15 protein-coding genes are annotated in these 21,752 nt (G+C 70.8%); 11 read left to right on the top strand and 4 right to left on the bottom strand.

All coding sequences use genetic code 11. The features are described 5' to 3' along the window. Positions 1-5 precede the first annotated feature (5 nt). The 3 genes from DFJ66_RS44065 to DFJ66_RS07630 all read right to left on the bottom strand — a co-directional run bounded on the left by DFJ66_RS44065 (position 6) and on the right by DFJ66_RS07630 (position 2,033). Complete coding sequence (locus DFJ66_RS44065) at positions 6-380, bottom strand: YchJ family protein (protein WP_121219290.1); 375 nt, start codon at positions 378-380, stop codon at positions 6-8. A 41-nt stretch (positions 381-421) separates the two neighbouring features. Beyond that, positions 422-598, bottom strand: coding sequence for a hypothetical protein (locus DFJ66_RS44060; RefSeq protein WP_170199188.1), 177 nt, complete (start codon positions 596-598; stop codon positions 422-424). A 76-nt stretch (positions 599-674) separates the two neighbouring features. Then, positions 675-2,033 (bottom strand): glycoside hydrolase family 6 protein, encoded by a 1,359-nt coding sequence (locus tag DFJ66_RS07630; RefSeq protein ID WP_121219288.1) that lies wholly within the window; start codon positions 2,031-2,033, stop codon positions 675-677. A gap of 448 nt (positions 2,034-2,481) precedes the next feature. Here DFJ66_RS07630 and DFJ66_RS07625 point away from each other — a divergent pair, with 448 nt between their 5' ends. The 5 genes from DFJ66_RS07625 to cutA all read left to right on the top strand — a co-directional run bounded on the left by DFJ66_RS07625 (position 2,482) and on the right by cutA (position 12,582). Beyond that, the gene (locus tag DFJ66_RS07625) at positions 2,482-5,145 is read left to right on the top strand and encodes a glycoside hydrolase family 9 protein (RefSeq protein WP_121219286.1); all 2,664 of its coding nucleotides are present in this window, start codon (positions 2,482-2,484) and stop codon (positions 5,143-5,145) included. Positions 5,146-5,260: 115 nt separating this feature from the next. After that, positions 5,261-8,194, top strand: coding sequence for a glycoside hydrolase family 48 protein (locus DFJ66_RS07620; RefSeq protein ID WP_121219284.1), 2,934 nt, complete (start codon positions 5,261-5,263; stop codon positions 8,192-8,194). A 257-nt stretch (positions 8,195-8,451) separates the two neighbouring features. Continuing rightward, positions 8,452-10,944: a beta-glucosidase family protein gene (locus DFJ66_RS07615; RefSeq protein ID WP_211351021.1), complete on the top strand. Its 2,493-nt coding sequence runs from the start codon at positions 8,452-8,454 to the stop codon at positions 10,942-10,944. Position 10,945: 1 nt separating this feature from the next. Beyond that, a complete protein-coding gene (locus DFJ66_RS07610) occupies positions 10,946-11,944 on the top strand; it encodes a LacI family DNA-binding transcriptional regulator (protein WP_121219282.1) in 999 nt (332 codons plus the stop codon). A gap of 317 nt (positions 11,945-12,261) precedes the next feature. Further along, positions 12,262-12,582 (top strand): divalent-cation tolerance protein CutA, encoded by a 321-nt coding sequence (gene cutA, locus DFJ66_RS07605; protein ID WP_121219280.1) that lies wholly within the window; start codon positions 12,262-12,264, stop codon positions 12,580-12,582. Between the two features lie 88 nt (positions 12,583-12,670). Here cutA and DFJ66_RS07600 read toward each other — a convergent pair whose 3' ends face one another. Further along, positions 12,671-15,343 (bottom strand): FAD-binding and (Fe-S)-binding domain-containing protein, encoded by a 2,673-nt coding sequence (locus tag DFJ66_RS07600; RefSeq protein WP_246029623.1) that lies wholly within the window; start codon positions 15,341-15,343, stop codon positions 12,671-12,673. A 95-nt stretch (positions 15,344-15,438) separates the two neighbouring features. Here DFJ66_RS07600 and fabG point away from each other — a divergent pair, with 95 nt between their 5' ends. The 6 genes from fabG (at position 15,439) to DFJ66_RS07570 (ending at position 21,697) form a co-directional block, all read left to right on the top strand. After that, the gene (fabG, locus tag DFJ66_RS07595) at positions 15,439-16,143 is read left to right on the top strand and encodes a 3-oxoacyl-[acyl-carrier-protein] reductase (protein ID WP_121219276.1); all 705 of its coding nucleotides are present in this window, start codon (positions 15,439-15,441) and stop codon (positions 16,141-16,143) included. Positions 16,144-16,195: 52 nt separating this feature from the next. Beyond that, positions 16,196-16,963: an enoyl-ACP reductase FabI gene (gene fabI, locus DFJ66_RS07590; protein WP_121219274.1), complete on the top strand. Its 768-nt coding sequence runs from the start codon at positions 16,196-16,198 to the stop codon at positions 16,961-16,963. 115 nt (positions 16,964-17,078) lie between these two features. Beyond that, positions 17,079-18,095 (top strand): ferrochelatase, encoded by a 1,017-nt coding sequence (locus tag DFJ66_RS07585; protein WP_121219272.1) that lies wholly within the window; start codon positions 17,079-17,081, stop codon positions 18,093-18,095. A gap of 11 nt (positions 18,096-18,106) precedes the next feature. Then, entirely contained in the window at positions 18,107-18,619 is a 513-nt protein-coding gene (locus tag DFJ66_RS07580; RefSeq protein ID WP_147459189.1) for a YcxB family protein, read from the top strand. 94 nt (positions 18,620-18,713) lie between these two features. After that, positions 18,714-19,490: a hypothetical protein gene (locus tag DFJ66_RS07575; RefSeq protein ID WP_121219268.1), complete on the top strand. Its 777-nt coding sequence runs from the start codon at positions 18,714-18,716 to the stop codon at positions 19,488-19,490. 398 nt (positions 19,491-19,888) lie between these two features. Beyond that, positions 19,889-21,697, top strand: coding sequence for a glycoside hydrolase family 6 protein (locus tag DFJ66_RS07570; protein WP_121219266.1), 1,809 nt, complete (start codon positions 19,889-19,891; stop codon positions 21,695-21,697). The last annotated feature ends 55 nt before the right edge of the window (positions 21,698-21,752 follow it).

The following is a 21,752-nucleotide window of genomic DNA, read 5'->3' as shown; positions in this document are numbered from 1 at the left end:
AGGGGTCACACCGGTTCGACGTACAGCCAGCGGTTGTTCTCGCGGACGAAACGGCTGTTCTCGTGGAGTTCCTGGGGTTCGCCCTGGTAGCGGTAGTGGGCGGTGAACTCGACGGTGCCGGTGGTGTGGAAGGGGGTGCCGTCGGTGCGGTCGTGGACGACCAGGTGGGTCCAGTGCTGGTCGGGGTCGAAGTCGATGCGCTTGGGCCTGGTGGTGGGGTGCCAGGTCTGCAGGAGGTAGGGCTCGTTGCCCAGGGCGAAGGCGGTGAAACGGGAGCGCATCAGGGCTTCGGCGGTGGGGGCGGGCTTGGTCCCGTGGTGGAGGGGTCCGCAACAGGACTCGTAGGGCTCGCCCAAGCCGCAGGGGCAGGTCTTCGGCACCCGCTCATTGTCCCGCACGACCGGCCGGTGGGCCTCTCGGGCTAGTCGGCGTCGCAGGCCGTGCGGCCGGAGCGGTTCCAGCGCAGGTAGTGCAGGGCGGCTTCCGCCTCCCGGTCGCCCGACGCCGCGGCCGCGGTCAGGTCCGCGTGGGCCTGGTAGCGGTCCTCGGCCGGGGACTCCGGGTCGGTCAGCAGGGCCACTGCCTCGTCGGGGGTCATGGGGCCAAGGATAGGCGGCTCCCCGCACCGGGACTGCCATCACCGGTGCGGGGAGCCGCGGGGCTGGGAACGGTCGTCAGGAGCAGGCCGTGCCGTTCAAGGTGGGAGACGAGAACGGAGGTGTGCTTCCCGAGTAGCTCGCCTGGTAGCCGATGGTCGCGGTGCCACCGGTGGCGAGGTTGCCGTTCCAGGACGCGTTCCCGACGCGGACCACGTCGCCGCTGTCGGTCCACGTCCCGTTCCAGCCCTGGGTGACGGTCACGCCGGGGGCGGAGAAGGTCAGGGTCCAGCCGTTGATCGGCGCGCCCCGGTTCTCGATCACGATCTCCCCGGTGTAACCGCCCGACCACGCGCTCGTCACGCGGTGCCGCACCGCGCACCCGTTGCCGGGCTGGGGCGTGGTCGTGGTGGTCGTGGTGGTGGTCGTAGTAGTGGTGGTGCTGGTCGAAGTGGTGGTGCTGGTGATGGGGCCCGCGGCGATGGCCAGGTCGTAGGCCCGCTGCGGCACGAACTGGCCCGCCGCGGCGATGCAGCCGTCGGCCTCGCCCGGGAGCTTGATCCACAGGAAGGCGTCGATCAGCGAGTCACCGGTGTTGGTGGTGCTCGGCGTGCCGATCGCCCGGCCGGCCGGGTCGCACCACTCGCTGCCCGCGGGGCCGTTGCCGTTGCGGCTGGTGTCGATCACGGCCTTCAGCCGCGAGTCGCCCACCGCGCTGAGCACGCTGCGGGCGTAGGCCACCTCCGTGCTGGTGTAGCGGTAGTTCGACACGTTGAGCGAGATGCCGTCCGCGCTGTTGGAGATGTCCGCGCTGCGCAAGCGGTTGGCCGCCTCGGACGCGCTGAGCCACGCCGAGTGGCCGATGTCGAAGTAGACCTTGGCCTGCGACGACCCGGACTTGAGCTTCTTGCCCGCGTACGCGATCGACGCCCGCGTCTCGTTCTGCTGGTCGGCGGACTGGCAGTTGGTCATGATCGGCAGCACGTCCGGTTCCAGGATGATCGACGCCCGCCGCCCGGCCAGACCCGCCGCCACCTGGTCCACCCACGCCCGGTACTCCGAGTGCGAGCGCGCGCCGCCACCGCTGGCGCCGCCGCAGTCGCGGTTGGGGATGTTGTAGACGACGAGGATCGGGATCTTGCCCGCTGCCGCCGCCGCTCCCACGAAGGAGTCCACCTCGGCGCGGACCGTCGAGGTGTTGGTCGTGGTGTACCAGCGGGCCTGGGGGACCGACGCGATCCGGTCGCGGATCACCGGTGTCCGCGAGTCGCCGGGGTTCGCCGCCACCCACCTCGCCGCGCCGGTGTTCGGGTCCACGTAGAACGCCGAGTCGGCCGCGTGCGCGGCGGGCACGCCGCCGCCGAGGGCCAGGACCGCCGCGCCCGCAACCAGGGTGCCGGCCAGCGCGGCCGTGGCCGCCGCCTTGCCTTTCCTCATCGCCATCCTTCCGCCGACGTCGATGTCGGGAGGAGCCCTCGCCTATTGGGAGCGCTCCCAGTCGGCGGCACTGTAACCATTCCGAAGGCCTCGGCAAAAGGGGTAAGCCGTTGCGGTCGTCGGCCGCAGGACGTTGATCGTTTTCACGGTCGGTGGATCGAAGCGCGTCGAATCGACGGGGTGAAGGTGCTCGTCAGCGCCTTGCAACGTTACAACGGCACGCTGAGTAGGCATTTTCCGCGCGCATTGCTCCATTCCGGTCTGTTGAGACGGTGTCGAACGCCGATCGGGCGCGATTCGCGAATTGCGGCATTCGGCGCAGTTGTGCGACGGCGTTCGGTGCATTGGTCTGCGGGCTGCGGTTCAGCCTCTTTTCACGGTGTTGCGTTGCGGTTACAGTCCCTCGCTGGGAGCGCTCCCAGAATCCCCTGCTTCCTGGAGGCACCGCATGCGACGACGCATGTCCGGTGCGGCGGCCGGCACGCTCGCGGTGCTGGTCGGCGCGCTGACGCTCACCCCGTTGCAACCCGTGGCAACGGCCGCGCCCGCTTTCAACTACGGCGAGGCGCTGCAGAAGTCGATCTGGTTCTACGACGCCCAACGCTCCGGCGACCTGCCCGCCGACAACCGCGTGAACTGGCGCGGCGACTCGGCGATGCGCGACGGCTCGGACGTCGGCCTGGACCTGACCGGCGGGTTCTACGACGCCGGCGACCACGTGAAGTTCGGCCTGCCCTTCGGCGCGTCCATGACGATGCTGGCGTGGGGCGCGGTGGAGAACCGCGACGCCTACGAGGGTTCCGGCCAGCTGAAGTACCTGCTGTCCAACCTCAAGTGGGGCACGGACTGGATCGTCAAGGCGCACCCGTCGCCCAACGTGGTCTACGGCCAGGTCGGCGCGGGCAACCCCGACCACGCCTGGTGGGGTCCCGCCGAGGTGATGCGGATGGCGCGCCCGTCGTACAAGGTGGACGCCTCCTGCCCCGGCTCCGACCTCGCCGGCGAGTACGCCGCCGCCCTGGCCGCGTCCTCGATGGTCTTCAAGCCCACCGACCCCACCTACGCCGCGACGCTGCTGACCCACGCCAAGCAGTTGTACACCTTCGCCGACACCTACCGCGGCAAGTACAGCTCCTGCATCACCGACGCCGCGAACTTCTACAACTCGTGGAGCGGCTACCAGGACGAGCTGGTGTGGGGCGCGATCTGGCTCTACCGCGCGACCGGTGACACCTCCTACCTGACCAAGGCCAAGGCGGAGTACCCGAAGCTGGGCACCGAGCCGCAGAGCACCACCCGGTCCTACAAGTGGACGATCGCGTGGGACGACAAGTCCTACGGCGCCTACGCCCTGATGGCCAAGCTGACCGGCGAGGCCGAGTACGTCGCCGACGCCAACCGCTGGCTGGACTACTGGACCACCGGCTACAACGGCAACCGGATCCGCTACTCGCCCGGCGGCCAGGCGGTGCTGGACACCTGGGGTTCGCTGCGGTACGCGGCCAACACGGCGTTCGTCGCCCTGCTCTACAGCGACTGGCTGCGCGCCACCGACGCCACCCGGGCCGCGACCTACCACGACTTCGGCGTCAAGCAGATCAACTACGCGCTGGGCGACAACCCGCGCAACTCCAGCTACGTCGTCGGCTTCGGCGCCAACGCCCCGCGCAACCCGCACCACCGCACCGCGCACGGCGCGTGGGCCGACAGCATCCAGGAACCGGTCACCAGCCGGCACACCCTCTACGGCGCGCTGGTCGGCGGACCGAGCACCAACGACGACAAGTACACCGACAGCCGCCAGGACTACGTGGCCAACGAGGTCGCGCTGGACTACAACGCCGGCTTCACCGGTGCGCTCGCCCGCCTCTACAAGGAGTACGGCGGCACCCCGCTGGCCAACTTCCCGGTCGCCGAGACCCCGGACGGCCCGGAGCTGACCGTGCAGGCGTCGGTCACCCAGTCGTCGGCGCAGTTCAGCGAGTTCAAGGCGTTCATCCTCAACAAGTCCGCGTGGCCCGCCCGCACGTTCAACGGCTCGCTGCGCTACTACTTCACCCTCGACGGCTCGACCACGCCCGAGCAGATCACCGTCACCACGAACTACAACCAGTGCGGCACGGCCTCCGGCCCGGTCCGGTTCAGCGGCAACGTCTACTACGTGGACATCCCGTGCGCCGACGTCTACCCGGGCGGCCAGTCCGCGTACCGGCACGAGGTGCAGTTCCGCATCACCAGCGCCGGCACGTGGGACCCGACCAACGACTGGTCCTACACCGGCCTCGGCTCGGGCAACACCGTCGTCCAGACCGACCGGGTGGTCCTGCGCGAGAGCGGCAACGTCGTCTGGGGCAAGGAACCCGGCGAGGTCCCGGTGGACCGCGAGGCGCCGACCGTCCCGAGTGGACTGACCGCGACCACCATCACCGGTTCCAGCGCCACGCTGACCTGGACCGCGTCCACGGACGACGTCGGCGTCGCCGGCTACGACGTCCTGCGCCCGGACGGCACGGTGGCCGCCACGGCGAGCGGCACCACCGCCCAGGTCACCGGCCTCACCCCGGACACGTCCTACACGTTCTCGGTGCGCGCCAAGGACACCTCGGGCAACGTCTCGGCGGCGAGCACCGCGGTCACCTTCCGCACCAAGACCGGCTCGGTCACCGGCGGCCTGGTGGCGCAGCAGCGCGGCAACGGCGGCGCGACCTCCAACCAGATCGGCACCACGCTGAACCTGGTCAACCGCGGCACCTCCGCGGTCGGGCTGGACACCGTGACCCTGCGGTACTGGTTCACCGGCGACGCCGCCAACGCCAACTACCAGGTGTTCTGCGACTGGGCCGTGGTCGGCTGCGGCAACGTCCGCGCCACGGTGGTGAAGCTGGCGACCGCCCGCACCGGTGCGGACGCCTACCTCCAGGTCACCTTCGCCGCCGGGACGCTCAACGCGGGCGCCCAGACCGGTGACATCCAGCTGCGCGTGGCCAAGTCCGACTGGTCGTCCTTCGACCAGACCAACGACTACAGCTACCGGGTCAGCTCCACCCTGACCGACTTCGACCGCGTCACCGCGCACACCGGCGGCGCGCTCGTCTGGGGCGTCGAGCCCTAGCCACGACCTCGGCACGGGGCGTTCTGCGCGCCCAGGCGTCCCGTGCCGATTCCAACCCCCACCGCCCTTTCGCAGGCTCGCGGGTCAACGGCTGATCCGTGCAGGAGGAGGACGCATGAGGTACCGCACCAGAGCCGGACGGTCGCGCAGTCGACCGCTCGCGCTGATCGCGGCGGCGGCGACCGCCGCAGGCATTATGCCGCTCGTGGCACCGGTCGCGCAGGCCGCGATCACGTGCACGGTGAACTACCAGGTCACCAACCAGTGGCAGGGCGGCTTCGGCGCCAACGTCACGATCAAGAACTCGGGCGACCCGGTCAACAACTGGCGCCTCACGTGGACCTTCCCGGACGGCCAGCGGGTCCAGCAGGGCTGGAACGGCACGTTCACCCAGTCCGGCGCCGTGGTCACCGTGGCCGCGCCGTCCTGGGCGCCCAACCTGGGGGCGAACTCCGAGTACTCGGTGGGCTTCAACGGCTCGTGGACGACCCAGAACCGCGCGCCCGAGGACTTCGCGATCAACGGCACCCGGTGCACCGGCCCGAACGTGGCGCCGACTGTGGCGGTGACCTCGCCCACGGCGGGCCAGGCCTTCCAGTCCGGCCAGGCGATCCCGCTGGAGGCGACCGCGACCGACAGCGACGGCACCGTCAGCAAGGTCGAGTTCCTGGCCGACGGCGTGGTCGTCGCGACCGACACCAGCGCGCCGTTCAGCGGCTCGTGGGCCGGTGCGGCGGTCGGTGAGCACACCATCTCCGCGCGTGCCACGGACAACAAGGGCGGCATCGGCAACTCCGCGCCGGTGGGCATCCGGGTGCTGGCCGGGCAGGCGATCCAGATCAGCCCGCCCACGCTGAACGTGCGCCAGGGCGGCACGGCGACCTTCTCGGTGTCGCTGGCCACCGCGCCCTCGTCCAGCGTCACGGTCAACATCGGCCGCACCGCGGGTAGCGCCGACCTCACGGCGGCCCCGACGTCGCTGACGTTCACGACGACCAACTGGTCGACCAAGCAGAACGTCACGGTCACCTCGGCGGACAACGGCGGCGACCTCGCGTCGGCGACGTTCACCGCGAGCGCCACCGGGGTCACCTCGGCCACGGCCACGGTCACCGAGATCGCCAAGGGCTCGTCGGACTTCACCCAGGCGTTCCTGGACCAGTACAACAAGATCCACGACCCGGCCAGCGGCTACTTCCGGACCTTCCCGGACGGTCTGAAGGTGCCCTACCACTCGGTCGAGACCCTGATGGTCGAGGCGCCCGACCACGGCCACCAGACGACGTCCGAGGCCTACAGCTACTACCTGTGGCTGGAGGCCAGCTACGGCCGGATCACCGGCAACTGGGCGCCGTTCAAGTCCGCGTGGGCGTCGATGGAGAAGTACATCATCCCGGCCACGGCCGACCAGCCGACCAACGACAAGTACAACGCGTCCAAGCCGGCGACCTACGCTCCCGAGCACCCGCGCATGGACCTGTACCCGTCGCAGTTGGACAGCAACGTCCCGGTGGGCTCGGACCCGATCGCGGGCGAGCTGAAGTCCGCCTACGGCACGCCGGACATCTACGGCATGCACTGGCTGATGGACGTGGACAACACCTACGGCTTCGGCCGTTGCGGTGACGGCACCAACACCGCGCCCGCGTACATCAACACCTACCAGCGCGGCTCGTCGGAGTCGGTGTGGGAGACCGTGCCGCAGCCCTCGTGCGACACGTTCAAGCACGGCGGCCCGAACGGCTTCCTGGACCTGTTCACCAAGGACTCGTCCTACGCCAAGCAGTGGAAGTACACCAACGCCCCGGACGCCGACGCGCGTGCGGTGCAGGTGGCGCTGCTGGCCCAGCAGTGGGCGACCGCGCAGGGCAAGAGCGCCGACATCGCCACCGAGGTCGGCAAGGCCGCCAAGATGGGCGACTACCTGCGCTACGCCATGTTCGACAAGTACTTCAAGAAGATCGGCAACTGCACCAGCCCGACCTCGTGCCCGGCCGCGACCGGCAAGGACAGCGCGCACTACCTGATGTCCTGGTACTACGCCTGGGGCGGCGCGACGGACACGTCCGCCGGCTGGGCGTGGCGCATCGGTGACGGCGCGTCGCACCAGGGCTACCAGAACCCGCTGGCGGCCTACGCGCTGTCGCAGGTGGCGGCGCTGAAGCCCAAGTCGGCCACCGGCCAGCAGGACTGGGCCAAGTCCCTGGACCGCCAGCTGGAGCTGCTGCAGTGGTTGCAGTCCACCGACGGCGGCATCGCCGGTGGTGTCACCAACACGTGGGAGGGGCAGTACGCCACCCCGCCGGCGGGCACGCCGACGTTCTACGGCATGTTCTACGACGCCCACCCGGTGTGGCGCGACCCGCCGTCGAACCGCTGGTTCGGCTTCCAGGTGTGGCAGATGGAGCGCACCGCGTCGCTGTACCAGATGACCGGTGACCCGCGCGCCAAGAAGATCCTCGACAAGTGGGTCCCCTGGGCGCTGGCCAACACCACCGTCGGCACCGGCGGCAACTTCCAGATCCCGTCCGACCTGAGCTGGACGGGTGCGCCGGACAACTGGAACCCGACCTCGCCGGGCGCCAACGCCAACCTCCGGGTGAGCGTGCTGAACTACAGCCAGGACGTCGGTGTCGGTGCCTCGCTGGCCAAGACGCTGCTCAACTACGCGGCCCGCAGCGGCAACGCCGCCGCCAAGGCCACGGGTGAGGGTCTGCTGACCGCGTTCCTGGCGCACCAGGACTCGAAGGGCATCGCGGTTCCGGAGACCCGGACCGACTACAACCGCTTCGACGACCCGTACAACTCGTCGACCGGTGAAGGTGTCTACATCCCGTCGGGCTGGACCGGCAAGATGCCCAACGGCGACACCATCAACAGCTCGTCGACGTTCCTGTCGATCCGTTCGTTCTTCAAGAACGACCCCGATTGGCCCAAGGTTCAGGCTTACCTGAACGGCGGGTCCGCGCCGACCTTCACCTACCACAGGTTCTGGGCGCAGTCCGAGATCGCCACGGCGTTCTCCCTGCACGCGGAACTGTTCGGGTAATACTCGAAGGTCGCCGTCGCCCCTCGCACACCGTGGTGCGAGGGGCGTTCGGCGTGCTCGGGAAATGGTGTACACCATTCTCGAAACGAGACGTTGGAAATACTTCGGGGTGTTGACCGGGATGTGCGGCCTGTGCCACATTTCCGGTACTCCGACCCGTGGTCCTGCCGCAGGTGATTCCGGGGGCGCGTCGAATCGTTTCGAAACGCCCAGCAGTCCGTTCGAGCCGTTCGATTCCCGCGCGAGGTGTGCTGAAGGTGCTCCCGTTCCGCGATCCGGCGTTGCCGGTCCCCATCCGCGTGGCCGACCTGCTGGGCCGGCTCACCGACGAGGAGAAGGTGGCGATGCTGCACCAGCGCCAGCCCGCGGTGCCGCGCCTGGACGTCGAGGAGTTCCGCACCGGCACCGAGGCGCTGCACGGCGTGGCGTGGCTGGGCGAGGCCACCGTGTTCCCGCAGGCGATCGGGTTGGCGGCGTCGTGGAACCCGGACCTGCTGCACGCGGTGGGCACGGCGGTCGGCGTGGAGGCGCGGGGTTTCCACCACCGGGACCCGGTGTCGCACAGCCTGAACGTGTGGGCGCCCGTGGTGAACCCGTTGCGCGACCCGCGGTGGGGCCGCAACGAGGAGGGCTACTCCGAGGACCCGGTGCTCACGTCGGCGCTGGCCACCGCGTACGCGTCGGGCCTGCGTGGCGACCACCCGCGCTACCTGCGCACCGCGCCGACGCTCAAGCACTTCCTGGGCTACAACAACGAGACCGACCGGTGCGTCACGTCGTCGGACCTGCGCCCCCGGGTGCTGCACGAGTACGAGCTGCCGTGCTTCCTGGGTCCGCTGGCCGCCGCCGTGGCGGTGATGCCGTCGTACAACCTGGTCAACGGCCGTCCCGCGCACGTGAGCCCGTTGCTGGGCCTCCTGCCGCCGGACGTGGCCGTGCTCAGCGACGCGTACGCGCCCTCCAACATCGCGGGCCTGCAAGGGTTCCTGCCCACCCAGGCGGAGGGGCACGCCGCCGCGCTCATCGCGGGCCTGGACAGCTTCACCGACCAGGGCGACGACAACACGCTGACGGTCGAGAGCGTGACCACGGCGTTGAAGGACGGCCTGCTCACCTGGGACGTGGTGGAGCGGGCCGTGGGCCGGGTGCTGGCGCTGCGGTTCCGCCTGGGCGAGTTCGACCCACCCGACGACAACCCGTACGCCGCCATCACCTCCGACGTCATCGGCGCGCACAGCGAGCTGGCCTTGGAAGCGGCACGCCAAGCGGTCGTGCTGCTGCGCAACAACGACGTCCTGCCCCTGCCACGCGGCCTGAAGCTCGCCGTGATCGGTTCACACGCCGACACCGTCCACGAAGACTGGTACAGCGGCACCCTGCCCTACCGGACGACCGTCCTCGACGGACTCTCCGACTTCGCTTCCGTCTCCTACTGCGAGGGCGTGGACCGGGTGGCCTTCCGCGCCGCCGACGGCCGGTACCTGGGCGTGCGGGACGGGACCGTCGGCCTCGGCGAACGGGCGGAGTTCGACGTCTTCGACTGGGGCGACGGCGTGTGGACGCTCCGGCACGTGGGGACGCGCAAGTACCTCGGCGTGTCCGAGGACGGCGACCTGGTGGCCGAGGCGGACGCGCCCGGCGGGTGGGACGTGCGCGAGCTGTTCGAGCCGCGCACCCAGGACGGTGGTGTCGTGCTGCACAACGTCGTGCACGGCACCGAGACCGAGGTGTTCACCGTCGAGCCGGTGGTGGACGGGACCGCCGCGGCGGCGGAGGTGGCGGCCGAAGCCGACGCGGCGGTCGTGGTGGTGGGCAACGACCCGCACATCAACGGCCGGGAGACCCAGGACCGGACGGGGCTGGGTCTCCCGCAGGCCGAGTTGGTGCGGGCCGTGCTCGCCGCCAACCCGCGCACCGTGCTCGTGCTGGTCAGCAGCTACCCGTACGCGCTGGACGTCGACGTGCCCGCGGTGGTGTGGACGGCGCACGGCGGGCAGGAGCAGGGACGGGCGGTGGCGCAGGCGCTGGTGGGGGAGTACTCGCCGGCCGGGCGGCTCACCCAGACCTGGTACGCCTCCGACGCCGACCTGCCGGACCTGTTCGACTACGACGTCATCCGGGCCAGGAGCACGTACCTGTACTTCGAGGGCGAGCCGCTGTTCCCGTTCGGCCACGGCCTGAGCTACACGACCTTCGCCTACGACAGTCCACAATGGAGTGGCGGCACCCTGTCCACCGGCGTGACCAACACCGGGACGATGCCGGGCGCGGAGGTCGTCCAGCTGTACTCGACCGCGCTGGACTCCCGGGTCCGGCAGCCGCTGCGCCGGCTCCAGTCGTTCCGGCGGGTGCACCTGGAGCCGGGGGAGCGGCAGGTGGTCGAACTGCCGGTCGAGCACCTGTGGCACTGGGACGTCGTGTCCGGCCGCCGGCTGACCGAGGCCGGGCAGTACGAACTGCTGGTCGGGTCGTCCTCCCAGGACATCCGCGCCAGACTCGTGGTCGACGTGCCCGGCGAGCTGGTCGAGCCGCGCTCGGGGGTGTTGCGAGCCATCGACTTCGACGACTGCGACGGCGTGCGGCTGGTGGACGACACAGTGGTGTTCACCCACGCCGGCGCCTGGATTTCCTTCCACGACGTGACACCGGGGCACCGGACGGCCCCGGAGGGCACGCGCGTGGACTTGACCGACGGAGTGCTCACGATGACCGCCGAAGAAGCCGGTGTGCGCGTTGCGGAGGTGGGTTGATTTGGTCACGATCGCCGATGTGGCTCGACACGCGGGGGTCGCGCCCAGCACGGTGTCCTACGCGTTGACGGGCCGCCGGTCCATCTCGCAGGCCACCAAGGCCCGTGTGGAGGCCAGCGTGCGGGCTCTGGGCTACCACCCGCACGCGGGCGCCCGGTCCCTGGCCAGCAGCCGGGCGAACGTGCTCGCCCTGGTGGTCCCGATGCGCGAGGGCATGCACATGCCCGTGATGATGCAGTTCGTGGTCGCGGTGGCCGGCGCGGCCCGCCGCCACGAGCACGACGTCCTCCTGGTGACGGCGGACCAGGGCGCGGCCGGTCTGCGCAGGGTCGCGGGCAGCGCGCAGGTGGACGGCCTGCTCGTGATGGACGTCGAGATGCACGACGAACGCGTACCCGTCCTGCGCGAGCTCGACCGCCCCTCGGTCCTCATCGGCTTCCCAGCGGACGCCGCCCGCCTGACCTGCGTGGACTTGGACTTCGCCGAGGCGGGCGCGAGGTGCGTGGACCACCTGGCCGACCTGGGCCACACCTCGGTGGCCCTGATCGGCGCACCGAGGGCGGTCTACCAACGCGACACCGGCTACGCCCACCGCACCATGGCCGGCTTCAGCGCGGCGGCGATGCGCCGAGGAGTCTCCTCCACCACCGTCCCCACGGAAACCGACCACGAGTCCGTGCACCGAACCGTGACCAGCCTCCTGGAACGCCACCCGCAGCTGACCGGCTTGGTGGTCCACAACGAGGCCGCACTCCAGTCGGTCCTGGACGTGCTCCGCTCCCTGGGCCGCCGCATCCCCGACGACATCGCCGTGGTCGCCATCTGCCCAGACGACCAGGCCGAACGCCTGAGGCCCGCACTGACCTCAGTCCACGTCCCAGCAGAACAACTCGGCCACCACGCAGTCGCCTTGCTCATGGCCAAGCTCAACCGAGCCCCCACCCCGGCCCTAACCCTCCTCCCTCCCCGCCTGACCGAACGAGCCAGCACCACCCGCTGACCCCGCCACACGCGCGCTGCTTTTCCTGTTGGCTACCAGCCACAGGAAGGGCCTCGGTTTCTTCCCCCCGTACGGCCTGGGCGCAGCCCAACCACGCTTGGTCCGTTTCTGCAACCAGCTTTTCCGGTTGCGGAAACGGGCCAAGCGTGGTTGCCTCCGGCAGGCCGTACGGGGGGAAGAAACCGACGCCCTTCCCACCCCCGGGGGCCTGCCCAGCGGCGAGCGTCGCTTTTAGCTCTTCGCTTTCCGCTCTTCGCTTTCCGCTTTCCGCTCTTGGGATCGCGAAGCACGTCAGAGAGGTCGTTAGTCTCCGCAGGATGAGCGACAACCACGTCGTGGCCATCACGACCACCGACAGCGAGGACGCCGCCGCCACCCTGGCCCGCGCACTGGTCGAGCACCGGCTGGCGGCGTGCGTCCAGATCAGCGCCCCGGTGCGCAGCATCTACCGCTGGGACGACGCCATCCAGGACGACCGCGAGTGGCAGCTGTGGATCAAGACGACCTACGACCGCCTCGACGAGCTGACCACCTTCATCCAGGCCAACCACTCCTACGACACCCCGGAGGTCATCGCCCTCCCCGTCCTGGCCGGCAGCCCCGACTACCTGACCTGGATCACCGAGCAGACCCGCTGACCCCCGCCCCTACCCCCTACCCCCGCCCCGCGCCCCTACCTCCGCCCCGCGCCCCTACCTCCGCGCCACCCCCTACCCCCGCGCCGCCCTACCCCCGCGCCACCCCCAACGCCCGCGCCACCCCCAACGCCCGCGCCACCAGCGTCGCCGTGTGCACGGGTTCCACCGCCGCCCCCTGCCGCACCTGGGTCCGACAGCTGAACCCGTCCGCCACCACAGCCGCCCCCTCCGACGAAGCCGCACGCACCGCAGGCAGCAACTCCAACTCCGCCACCGCCATCGACACGTCGTAGTGCCCCTTCTCGAACCCGAAGTTCCCCGCCAGCCCACAGCACCCCGACACCATCGAAGCGCTCACCCCGACCCGCTCCAGCAACTCCCGGTCCGCCGCCGTCCCGGACTCCGCGTACTGGTGGCAATGCGGCTGCACCACCGCCGATCCACCACCCGACACCGGTTCCACCAACGGCGATACGTGCTCCGCGAACGTCCGCACCGACGACGCCAGCCGCACCACGTCCGGGTCGTCCCCGGCCACCTCCAGCGCGTCCGACCGCAGGAACGCCGTGCAACTGGGCTCCAACCCCACCACCGGCACCCCGTCCCGCGTCCACGGCCGCAACACCTTCGCGGTCCGCCGCACGACCCGCCGAGCCACGTCCACCTGCCCGGTCGAGAACCACGTCAGCCCACAGCACACCGCGCCCCGCGGTACCTCCACCCCTTGCCCGACGTGCCCCAACACCGCCGCCGCGTCCAACCCGATCCGAGGCTCGAAGAAGTTCGTGAAGGTGTCCGGGAAGAGCACCACCCGTTCCCCCTCACCACCACCCTCGAACACGCGCTGGAACGTCCGCCGAGCCAGCGTCGGCAACGGCCTCTCCTCCGCCACCCCGGCGAACCGGGCGAACCGGGCCGTCACCCCGTTCACCATCCGCAACCGCAGCCACAACGGCAGCCACCCCATCGAGTAATGCGACAACGGCCGCACCCGCCCCTTGTAGTGGTGGTGCAGGAATTCCGCCTTGTAGGTGGCCATGTCCACGTCCACGGGACAGTCGCGCTTGCACCCCTTGCACCCCAGACACAAGTCCAGGGCTTCGCGCACTTCCTCCGACCGCCACCCGCCGCGCACGACCTGGCCGCCCAACATCTCGAACAGCAGCCGCGCCCGCCCTCGCGTCGAGTGCTTTTCCTCCCGCGTCACCCGATAACTCGGGCACATCACCCCACCCGAGGTGTTCAGGCACTTCCCGACGCCCACGCACCGCCGCGTCGCCGCCGCCAGATCGCCACCATCGGCTCGCAGCGCCAAAGCAGCCCGAGTCGGGATCACCGGGGGAGCGACGACCACCCGCAGGTCGGCGTCCAACGGCAACGGGTCCACGATCCGGCCGGGATTCATCCGGTTCTCGGGGTCGAACGCGCGCTTGAACCGCCCGAACGCCTCGATCGCCGCCTTGGGGTACATCCGCGTCAACAGTTCCGACCGGGCCTGCCCGTCCCCGTGCTCACCGGACAGCGACCCGCCGTGCGCCACCACCAGGTCCGCCGCGTCCTCCAAGAACGCCCGATAGCCGGACCTCAGGTCGAAGTCGATCCGCACGTGCAGGCACCCCTCGCCGAAGTGCCCGTACGTCACGCCCCGCCGCCCGTGGCCGGCCAGCAACGCGTCGAATTCCCGCAGGTACGCGCCCAGCCGCTCGGGCGGGACGGCCGCGTCCTCCCACCCCGACCACGCCTCGCTCCCGTCGGCCATCCGGGTCGCCAGGCCCGCGCCGTCCTCCCTCACCCGCCACAGCGCCCGCTGCCGCGCCGGGTCGGTCACCACCACCGAGTGCGCGGCCAGGGCCGCCGCCGCGTGCGCGGTGTCCTCGTCGGCGGTCTCCACGAACAGCCAGCTCACGCCGCGCGGCAGCAGCGTCCGGGAGTCGCCCGCCGACTCGGCCAGCTTCACGTCGATGCCCTCGACCGCGAGCACCGGCAGCGCGCGCACGAGCGGGGCGTGGTCGGCGGCGTCGTACGGCCCGTCGAACCCCAGCACCGCGAGCACCCGCCGCTGGGGCGCCTCGACCAGCTTCAGCGTCGCGCCCAGCACCGTCACGCAGGTGCCCTCGGACCCGACCAGCGCCCGGGTCAGGTCGGGCAGCGCGTCCAGCCGGTACCCGGAGACCCGCCGGTCCAGCGCCGGGAACCACCCCGGGTCCACGGCCGGCAGGTCCAGCGCGGGCGGCGTCCGGGTGTCGAAGCGCCGCCCATCCGCCAGCAGGACGTCCAGCCCGAGCACGTTGTCGCTGGTCTTGCCCCACGCGACCGAGTGCGCGCCGCAGGCGTCGTTGCCGATCATCCCGCCGATCGTGCACCGCGAGTGCGTGGACGGGTCCGGGCCGAACACCAGCCCGAAGTCCCTGACAACCGCGTTGAGCCGGTCCAGTACGACCCCGGGCTGCACCACGGCGACCCGCGCGTCCGGGTCGATCGAGACCACCCGGTCGAGGTACTTCGCGAAGTCGATCACCAGTCCCGGTCCGGCGGAGTTGCCCGCGATGCTGGTCCCGGCGCCCCGGTTGGTGATCGGCACGTCGAACGCGGTCGCCACCCCGACCGCCGCCACCACCGCGTCCACCGACCGGGGGCGCACCACCACGCGCGGCACGTGCCGGTAGTTGGAGGCGTCCACCGAGTACAGCGCGCGGCTGGCGGGGTCGGCGAGGACGTCGCCGTCGACCGCGGCGCGCAGTTGTTCCACGAAACCGGTCACGCGGCCGATTGTGATCCACCCCCGGCCCGTGGTGGCGTACCTGGCGGTAGGAGATAGCCTCGCCCCGCATCAACCAGCAGCGATGGGAGCAGGGTGTGTCGAGGTCCGTACTGGTCACCGGCGGCAACCGGGGTATCGGTCTGGCGATCGCGCAGGCGTTCGCCGCGCAGGGCGACAAGGTCGCGGTGACCCACCGGGGCTCGGGCTCGCCGGAGGGCCTGCTCGGCGTCAAGTGCGACGTCACCAGCGCGGCCGAGGTGGACGCCGCGTTCGCCGAGGTCGAGGCCGCGCACGGCCCCGTCGAGGTGCTGATCGCCAACGCCGGCATCACCGACGACACGTTGCTGCTGCGGATGACCGACGAGCAGTTCACCCGCGTCCTGGACGCCAACCTGACCGGCGCGTTCCGGGTGGCGCAGCGCGCGTCCAAGGGCATGCTGCGCAAGCGCTACGGCCGGATCGTGTTCATCTCCTCCGTCGTGGGCCTGATGGGCGGCGCCGGCCAGGTCAACTACGCCGCCAGCAAGGCAGGCCTCGTGGGCGTGGCCCGCTCGATCGCCCGCGAACTGGGGTCGCGCAACATCACCGCGAACGTCGTCGCGCCCGGCTTCATCACCACGGACATGACCGACGCGCTGCCCGAGGAGCGCCGCAAGCAGATCCTCGCCCAGGTGCCCGCCGGCCGGTACGGCACCACCGAGGAGATCGCGTCCGCCGTCACGTTCCTGGCCTCCGACGCCGCCGCCTACATCACCGGCGCGGTGCTGCCGGTCGACGGCGGCCTCGGCATGGGCCACTGAGCGGTTCGGCACCGACCTTCCCCTTTTCGCACAACTCTCGGAGGAAAGACACGTGACGGGTCTGCTCGAAGGCAAGCGGCTGCTGGTCACCGGGGTGATCACCGACGCGTCGATCGCCTTCCACGTGGCCAAGGTCGCCCAGGAGCAGGGCGCCCAGGTGGTGCTCACCGGGTTCGGCCGGCTGAGCCTGGTGGAGCGGATCGCGAAGCGGCTGCCGCAGCCCGCGCCCGTGGTCGAGCTGGACGTGCAGAACCAGGAGCACCTGGACACGCTGGCCGACCGGGTCCGCGAGCACGTGGACGGCCTCGACGGCGTCGTGCACGCCATCGGCTACGCCCCGCCGTCCTGCCTGGGCGCGCCGTTCATGGACGCGCCGTGGGAGGACGTCGCCACCGCGATGCACGTCTCGGCGTACTCGTACAAGGCGCTGGTCCAGGCCACCCTGCCGCTGCTGGGCCGGGGCGCGTCGGTCGTGGGCCTGGACTTCGACGCCCGCCAGGCCTGGCCCGCCTACAACTGGATGGGCGCGGCGAAGGCCGCGTTCGAGTCGATCAACCGCTACCTGGCCCGCGACCTGGGCCCGCAGGGCATCCGGGTGAACCTGGTCTCGGCCGGCCCGGTGCGCACGATGGCGGCGAAGTCCATCCCGGGCTTCGCGGACCTGGAGGCGATGTGGGGCGAGAAGGCCCCGCTGGGCTGGGACGTCAACGACCCGACCCCGGTCGCGCAGTCGGTGTGCGGCCTGCTGTCCGACTGGTTCCCGGCCACCACGGGTTCCATGGTCTTCGTGGACGGCGGCGTCCACTTCCTGGGCCTCTAGACGCACCTGCCGGGAGGGGCCGCGTCGCCCCTCCCGGCGAGGTCGTGCACACGGTGTTCGTGATCACCCGGACCCGGTTGTGCGGCCTCGCGCGCTCAGCGCGAGGATGGACCCCGTGAGTTACGACGCGCTGCTCTGGCTGTCCTTCGGCGGCCCGGAAGGACCCGAGGACGTTCGGCCGTTCCTGGAGAACGTGACCCGGGGCCGTGGTGTCCCGCCCGAACGCCTCGACGAGGTGGAGCAGCACTACCTGCACTTCGGCGGCGTCTCGCCGATCAACGCCCTCAACCGGCAGGCCATCGCCGCCGTCGAGCCGCTGCTGGACCTGCCGATCTACTTCGGCAACCGCAACTGGCACCCCATGGTCGAGGACACCCTCGCGCGGATGAAGGCCGATGGCGTCCGCCGCGCCCTGGTGTTCCCGACCAGCGCTTACGGCGGCTACTCGGCGTGCCGGCAGTACGACGAGGACATCCTGCGCGCCCGCGCCGCCGTGCCGGACGCGCCCGAACTGGTGAAGCTGCGCCAGTTCTTCGACCACCCGCTGTTCATCGACTCCTTCGCGGAATCCGTTCGCGCGGCGGCCGAGCCCTTCGACGAGTACCGGGTGGTGTTCACCGCGCACTCGGTCCCGGTGTCGGCGGACAAGGCCGCCGGTCCGCCGGAGGAGGGCGGTCACCGGTACTCCCGGCAGGTGGAAGAGGCGTCCCGGCTGGTGGCGTCCGCGCTGTCGCTGCCCGAGTACGACGTGGTGTGGCAGTCGCGTTCCGGGCCGCCGCAGATCCCGTGGCTGGAGCCCGACGTCGTCGACCACATCGAGGCCCTGCACGACAAGGGCGTGGCGAACGTCGTGGTGTGCCCGATCGGGTTCGTCAGCGATCACCTGGAAGTGGTGTGGGACCTCGACACCGAGGCCCGCGACCGGGCGGCCGAACTCGGCATGGGCTTCGCCCGCGCGGCCACGCCCAACGGCGACCCGCGGTTCGCACAGCTCGTCGCGGAGCTGGTGGGGGAGCACACCTCCGACCTCCCGGCCCGCAAGCTCTCGGCGTTCCCGGCGGCCGGGTGCACGCTGAACGGCGCTCCGTGCGTACCGCTGTGCTGCGAACCCGCGAAGCGGCCCGCCCGGTGAGCGAGGAAGCGGTGAACGACGAAGCGGTGAACGAAGGAGCGGCCCGCCCGGCCAGCGTCGACTTCACCTGGTCGCCGCACCCGTCGGACTGGCGGCAGGCCCTGCGCACGGCGATCCCGCTCTACCGGTGGGCGCCGTGGTTCGGCCTGGTGCTGGGTGTGTTCGGGGCGGTGGTGCTGGCCCTGGGCATGACGTGGGCGGGCGTGTTCGGGCTGGCCCTGGCTGTGATCATCATCGCACTGGTGCCCATCGGCACCGCGGTGAACTTCCACAACCACCCGCTGGCCGCCAAGACCGTCACCGGCACGGCGGACGCCCACTCGCTGCGCATGTCGGTCGGCGAGGCGGCGCGCAGCGAAGTGGACTGGTCGGACCTGCCGGCGTGGTCGGAGACCGGCGGGGTGTTCGTGCTCCGGACCGCCACCACGGCGATGTACGCGGTGCCGCACCGCGCCTTCCCCGACCCGGACGCCGTCGCCCGCTTCCGCTCCCTGCTGGCCGAACACGTCGGGCCGGCCGCCTGATCCACCGAACACCCGTCCGAACCCCCGGACCGTCCGCCTGAACTGTCGGTGGGCGCGCGTAAGGTTGAGTCCCGTGTCCTGTGCGAGTGCGACGATGGTCGTGTGGACGTCCGCCTGGCTCCACGGAGCGGCGGCGGCCGACGACGTCCTGGACGCCCTGGGGTTCTGGGCGGAGCTGCACGAGGTGGTCGCCGACGACGACGGCACCGCCACCGCCCTCGACCTCCCGGGCCCGGACGAGTCCCCCGTGGGCGCGGCCCTGCTGCTGGCCGCCCTGCGCCGGGCGTCGGCGTCCACGGCCCGGCTCGTGCTGCCGGTCGCCGGAGACGTCCGAGGTCTGGGTGGCCGCGGGCCGTTGAGCGCGAGCGCGCTGCGCGCGGGGCAGGCCGTCGTGCTGCCGGACGTGGGCGTGGGCCTGGTGCCCCGCCTGGTCGCCGAGGGCGTGCTGCGCTGGACGGTGTTCGACCTGCCCACCGTGACCCCGGCCGAGCACGTGCCCATCGGCGAGGCCGAACACGGCCTGGCGTCGGCGATGCGCGAGGCGGCCACCGCCCTGATCACCCTGGACGTCGCCCGCCACCGGCCGAACGTGCGCGAGGAGATCGCCGACCTGTCCTCCGCGCACACCAAGCTCCCGTGGCCCACCGGCATGCCACCCCGAGCCCTGCGCGTCCTCCAACGCGCCGCCGAGGTCGCGGCCATCCTCCAGGTAGCCGCGTCCGACGCCCCGGGCGGCGCGCTCTCCGCCTCCGCCCAGACCGCCCGCGACGAGGCCCTGCGCCCGCTGTCGGAAGCGGTCCGCAAAGCGCGCCTCGCGGCGGTGGACGAAGCGGTCCGCGTGCTGTCGGACCAAGCGGCGGGCCGGCACTAGGGCACCGCGTCGCGGCGAATCGGGTCCCACTCGCGCCTGGCGACGGGTTGTATTAGGCTGAACTTGCCGGAAACGTCATACGTGTGTTGTCCGGCCGAACAGCGCACATTCTCTGCGGCTTTTCACGGCATTACTTAGCCTCTTCGGTCGCGCGCCATTTCGGTGCACCGTTCCGACGTTGGTGAAAACCTCGCCGCATCGCCCCTGGTCAGCGCCTTTGCGACCGGGCCACCCGCGCACGCACTGTGAATGAACCCCTCGTCAACGTGATGTGTCGTGGGTTACGGTACGTCTGGGAGCGCTCCCAGTCCCCATTCCCCGGTAACCGGCTCACCGTTGAGCCGGGACATGCTGGGAGCGCTCCCAGACGAGATGAATTGCTCGCAAGGAGGCGATGCATGAGTCCTCGCACATTCCTCCGGTCGCGGAGAACGGCCGGAGCGATGGCGATGGTGTCGGTGGGTGCCCTCTCGGCCGCGGCGGTGGTGTTCGGCGGAGCCACCGCCAACGCCGCGCCGGGGTGCAAGGTCGACTACACCATCACCAGCCAGTGGCAGGGCGGTTTCGGGGCCAGTGTCACGGTCACCAACCTCGGGGACGCGATCTCCGGCGGCTGGACGTTGGACTGGGACTTCGCCGCGGGCCAGACGGTCCAGCAGGGCTGGAACGGCCGGTTCAGCCAGTCCGGGACGAAGGTGACCGTCCAGAACCCCGAGTGGGCCGCGACCCTCGGGTCCGGCGCGACGGCCACTCCCGGGTTCAACGGCTCCTGGAACGGCTCGAACCCCAAGCCGACCCAGTTCCGGCTCAACGGCACGGTCTGCACCGGCACGGTGACGACCACGACCACCACCACGACGACCACGACCACCACGACGACGACCACCACCTCGGGCAACCCCAACCCGGGCACGCGGGCGGACAACCCGTACGTCGGCGCGGGCGTGTACGTCAACCCGCAGTGGAGCCGGCAGGCGGCGGCCGAGCCGGGTGGCTCGCGCGTGGCCAACCAGCCGACCGGCGTGTGGATGGACCGGATCAGTGCGATCGACGGCAACGGCTCGCCGACCACCGGCAGCATGGGGCTGGCCGACCACCTGAACGAGGCGGAGCGCCAGCGCGCCGCGTCGCCGACCGGTGAGCTGGTCTTCCAGGTCGTCATCTACAACCTGCCCGGCCGCGACTGCGCGGCGCTGGCGTCCAACGGCGAGCTCAAGCCCGACGAGCTGCCGCGCTACAAGGCCGAGTACATCGACAAGATCGCGGGCATCCTGGCCCGGCCGGAGTACGCGCGCCTGCGCATCGTGGCGGTCATCGAGATCGACTCGCTGCCCAACCTGGTCACCAACGTCACGCCGCGGGCCACGGCCACGCCGAACTGCGACGTGATGAAGCAGAACCAGAACTACCAGAACGGCGTGGCGTACGCGGTGTCCAAGCTGGGCGACATCCCGAACGTCTACAACTACCTCGACTCCGGCCACCACGGCTGGATCGGGTGGGGCGACACCGTTCCCGAGTACGACAACTTCTTCGCCTCGGCGAAGATGATGGCCTCCATCCTGGGCCGCGAGGGCGTCACGAAGTCCGACGTCCACGGCTTCATCACCAACACGGCGAACTACTCCGCGCTGGAGGAGCCGTTCTGGACCGTGGACGACGTGGTCGGCGGCCAGCAGGTGAAGCAGGCGTCGAAGTGGGTGGACTGGAACGACTTCAACGGCGAGCTGGGCTTCGCCACGGCGTTCCGGGCCGAACTGGTCAAGCAGGGCTTCGACAGCGGGATCGGCATGCTGATCGACACCTCCCGCAACGGCTGGGGCGGCGCGAACCGCCCGACCGCGAAGTCGACCAGCACCGACGCGGCGAAGTACGTCGACGAGTCCCGCATCGACCGCCGCTTCCAGAAGGGCAACTGGTGCAACCAGAGCGGTGCCGGCCTCGGCGAGCGCCCGAAGGCGGCGCCGAAGCCGAACATCGACGCCTACGTCTGGATCAAGCCGCCGGGCGAGTCCGACGGTTCGAGCACGGCGATCCCGAACGACGAGGGCAAGGGCTTCGACCGGATGTGCGACCCGACGTACACCGGCAACCCGCGCAACGGCTACAACCTGTCGGGCGCCCTGCCCAACGCGCCGCTGTCGGGCCACTGGTTCTCCGCCCAGTTCCAGGAGCTCATGCGCAACGCCTACCCGCCGCTGTCCTGACGGGTGACCCACCCCGTGGGCGGTGTCCTCACCCCGAGGACACCGCCCACGGGCG

This window comes from Saccharothrix variisporea (assembly GCF_003634995.1).
GTDB lineage: Bacteria > Actinomycetota > Actinomycetes > Mycobacteriales > Pseudonocardiaceae > Actinosynnema > Actinosynnema variisporeum.
Note: the sequence above shows the minus strand (reverse complement) of the source record. Positions and strands in the feature narration are given on the sequence as shown.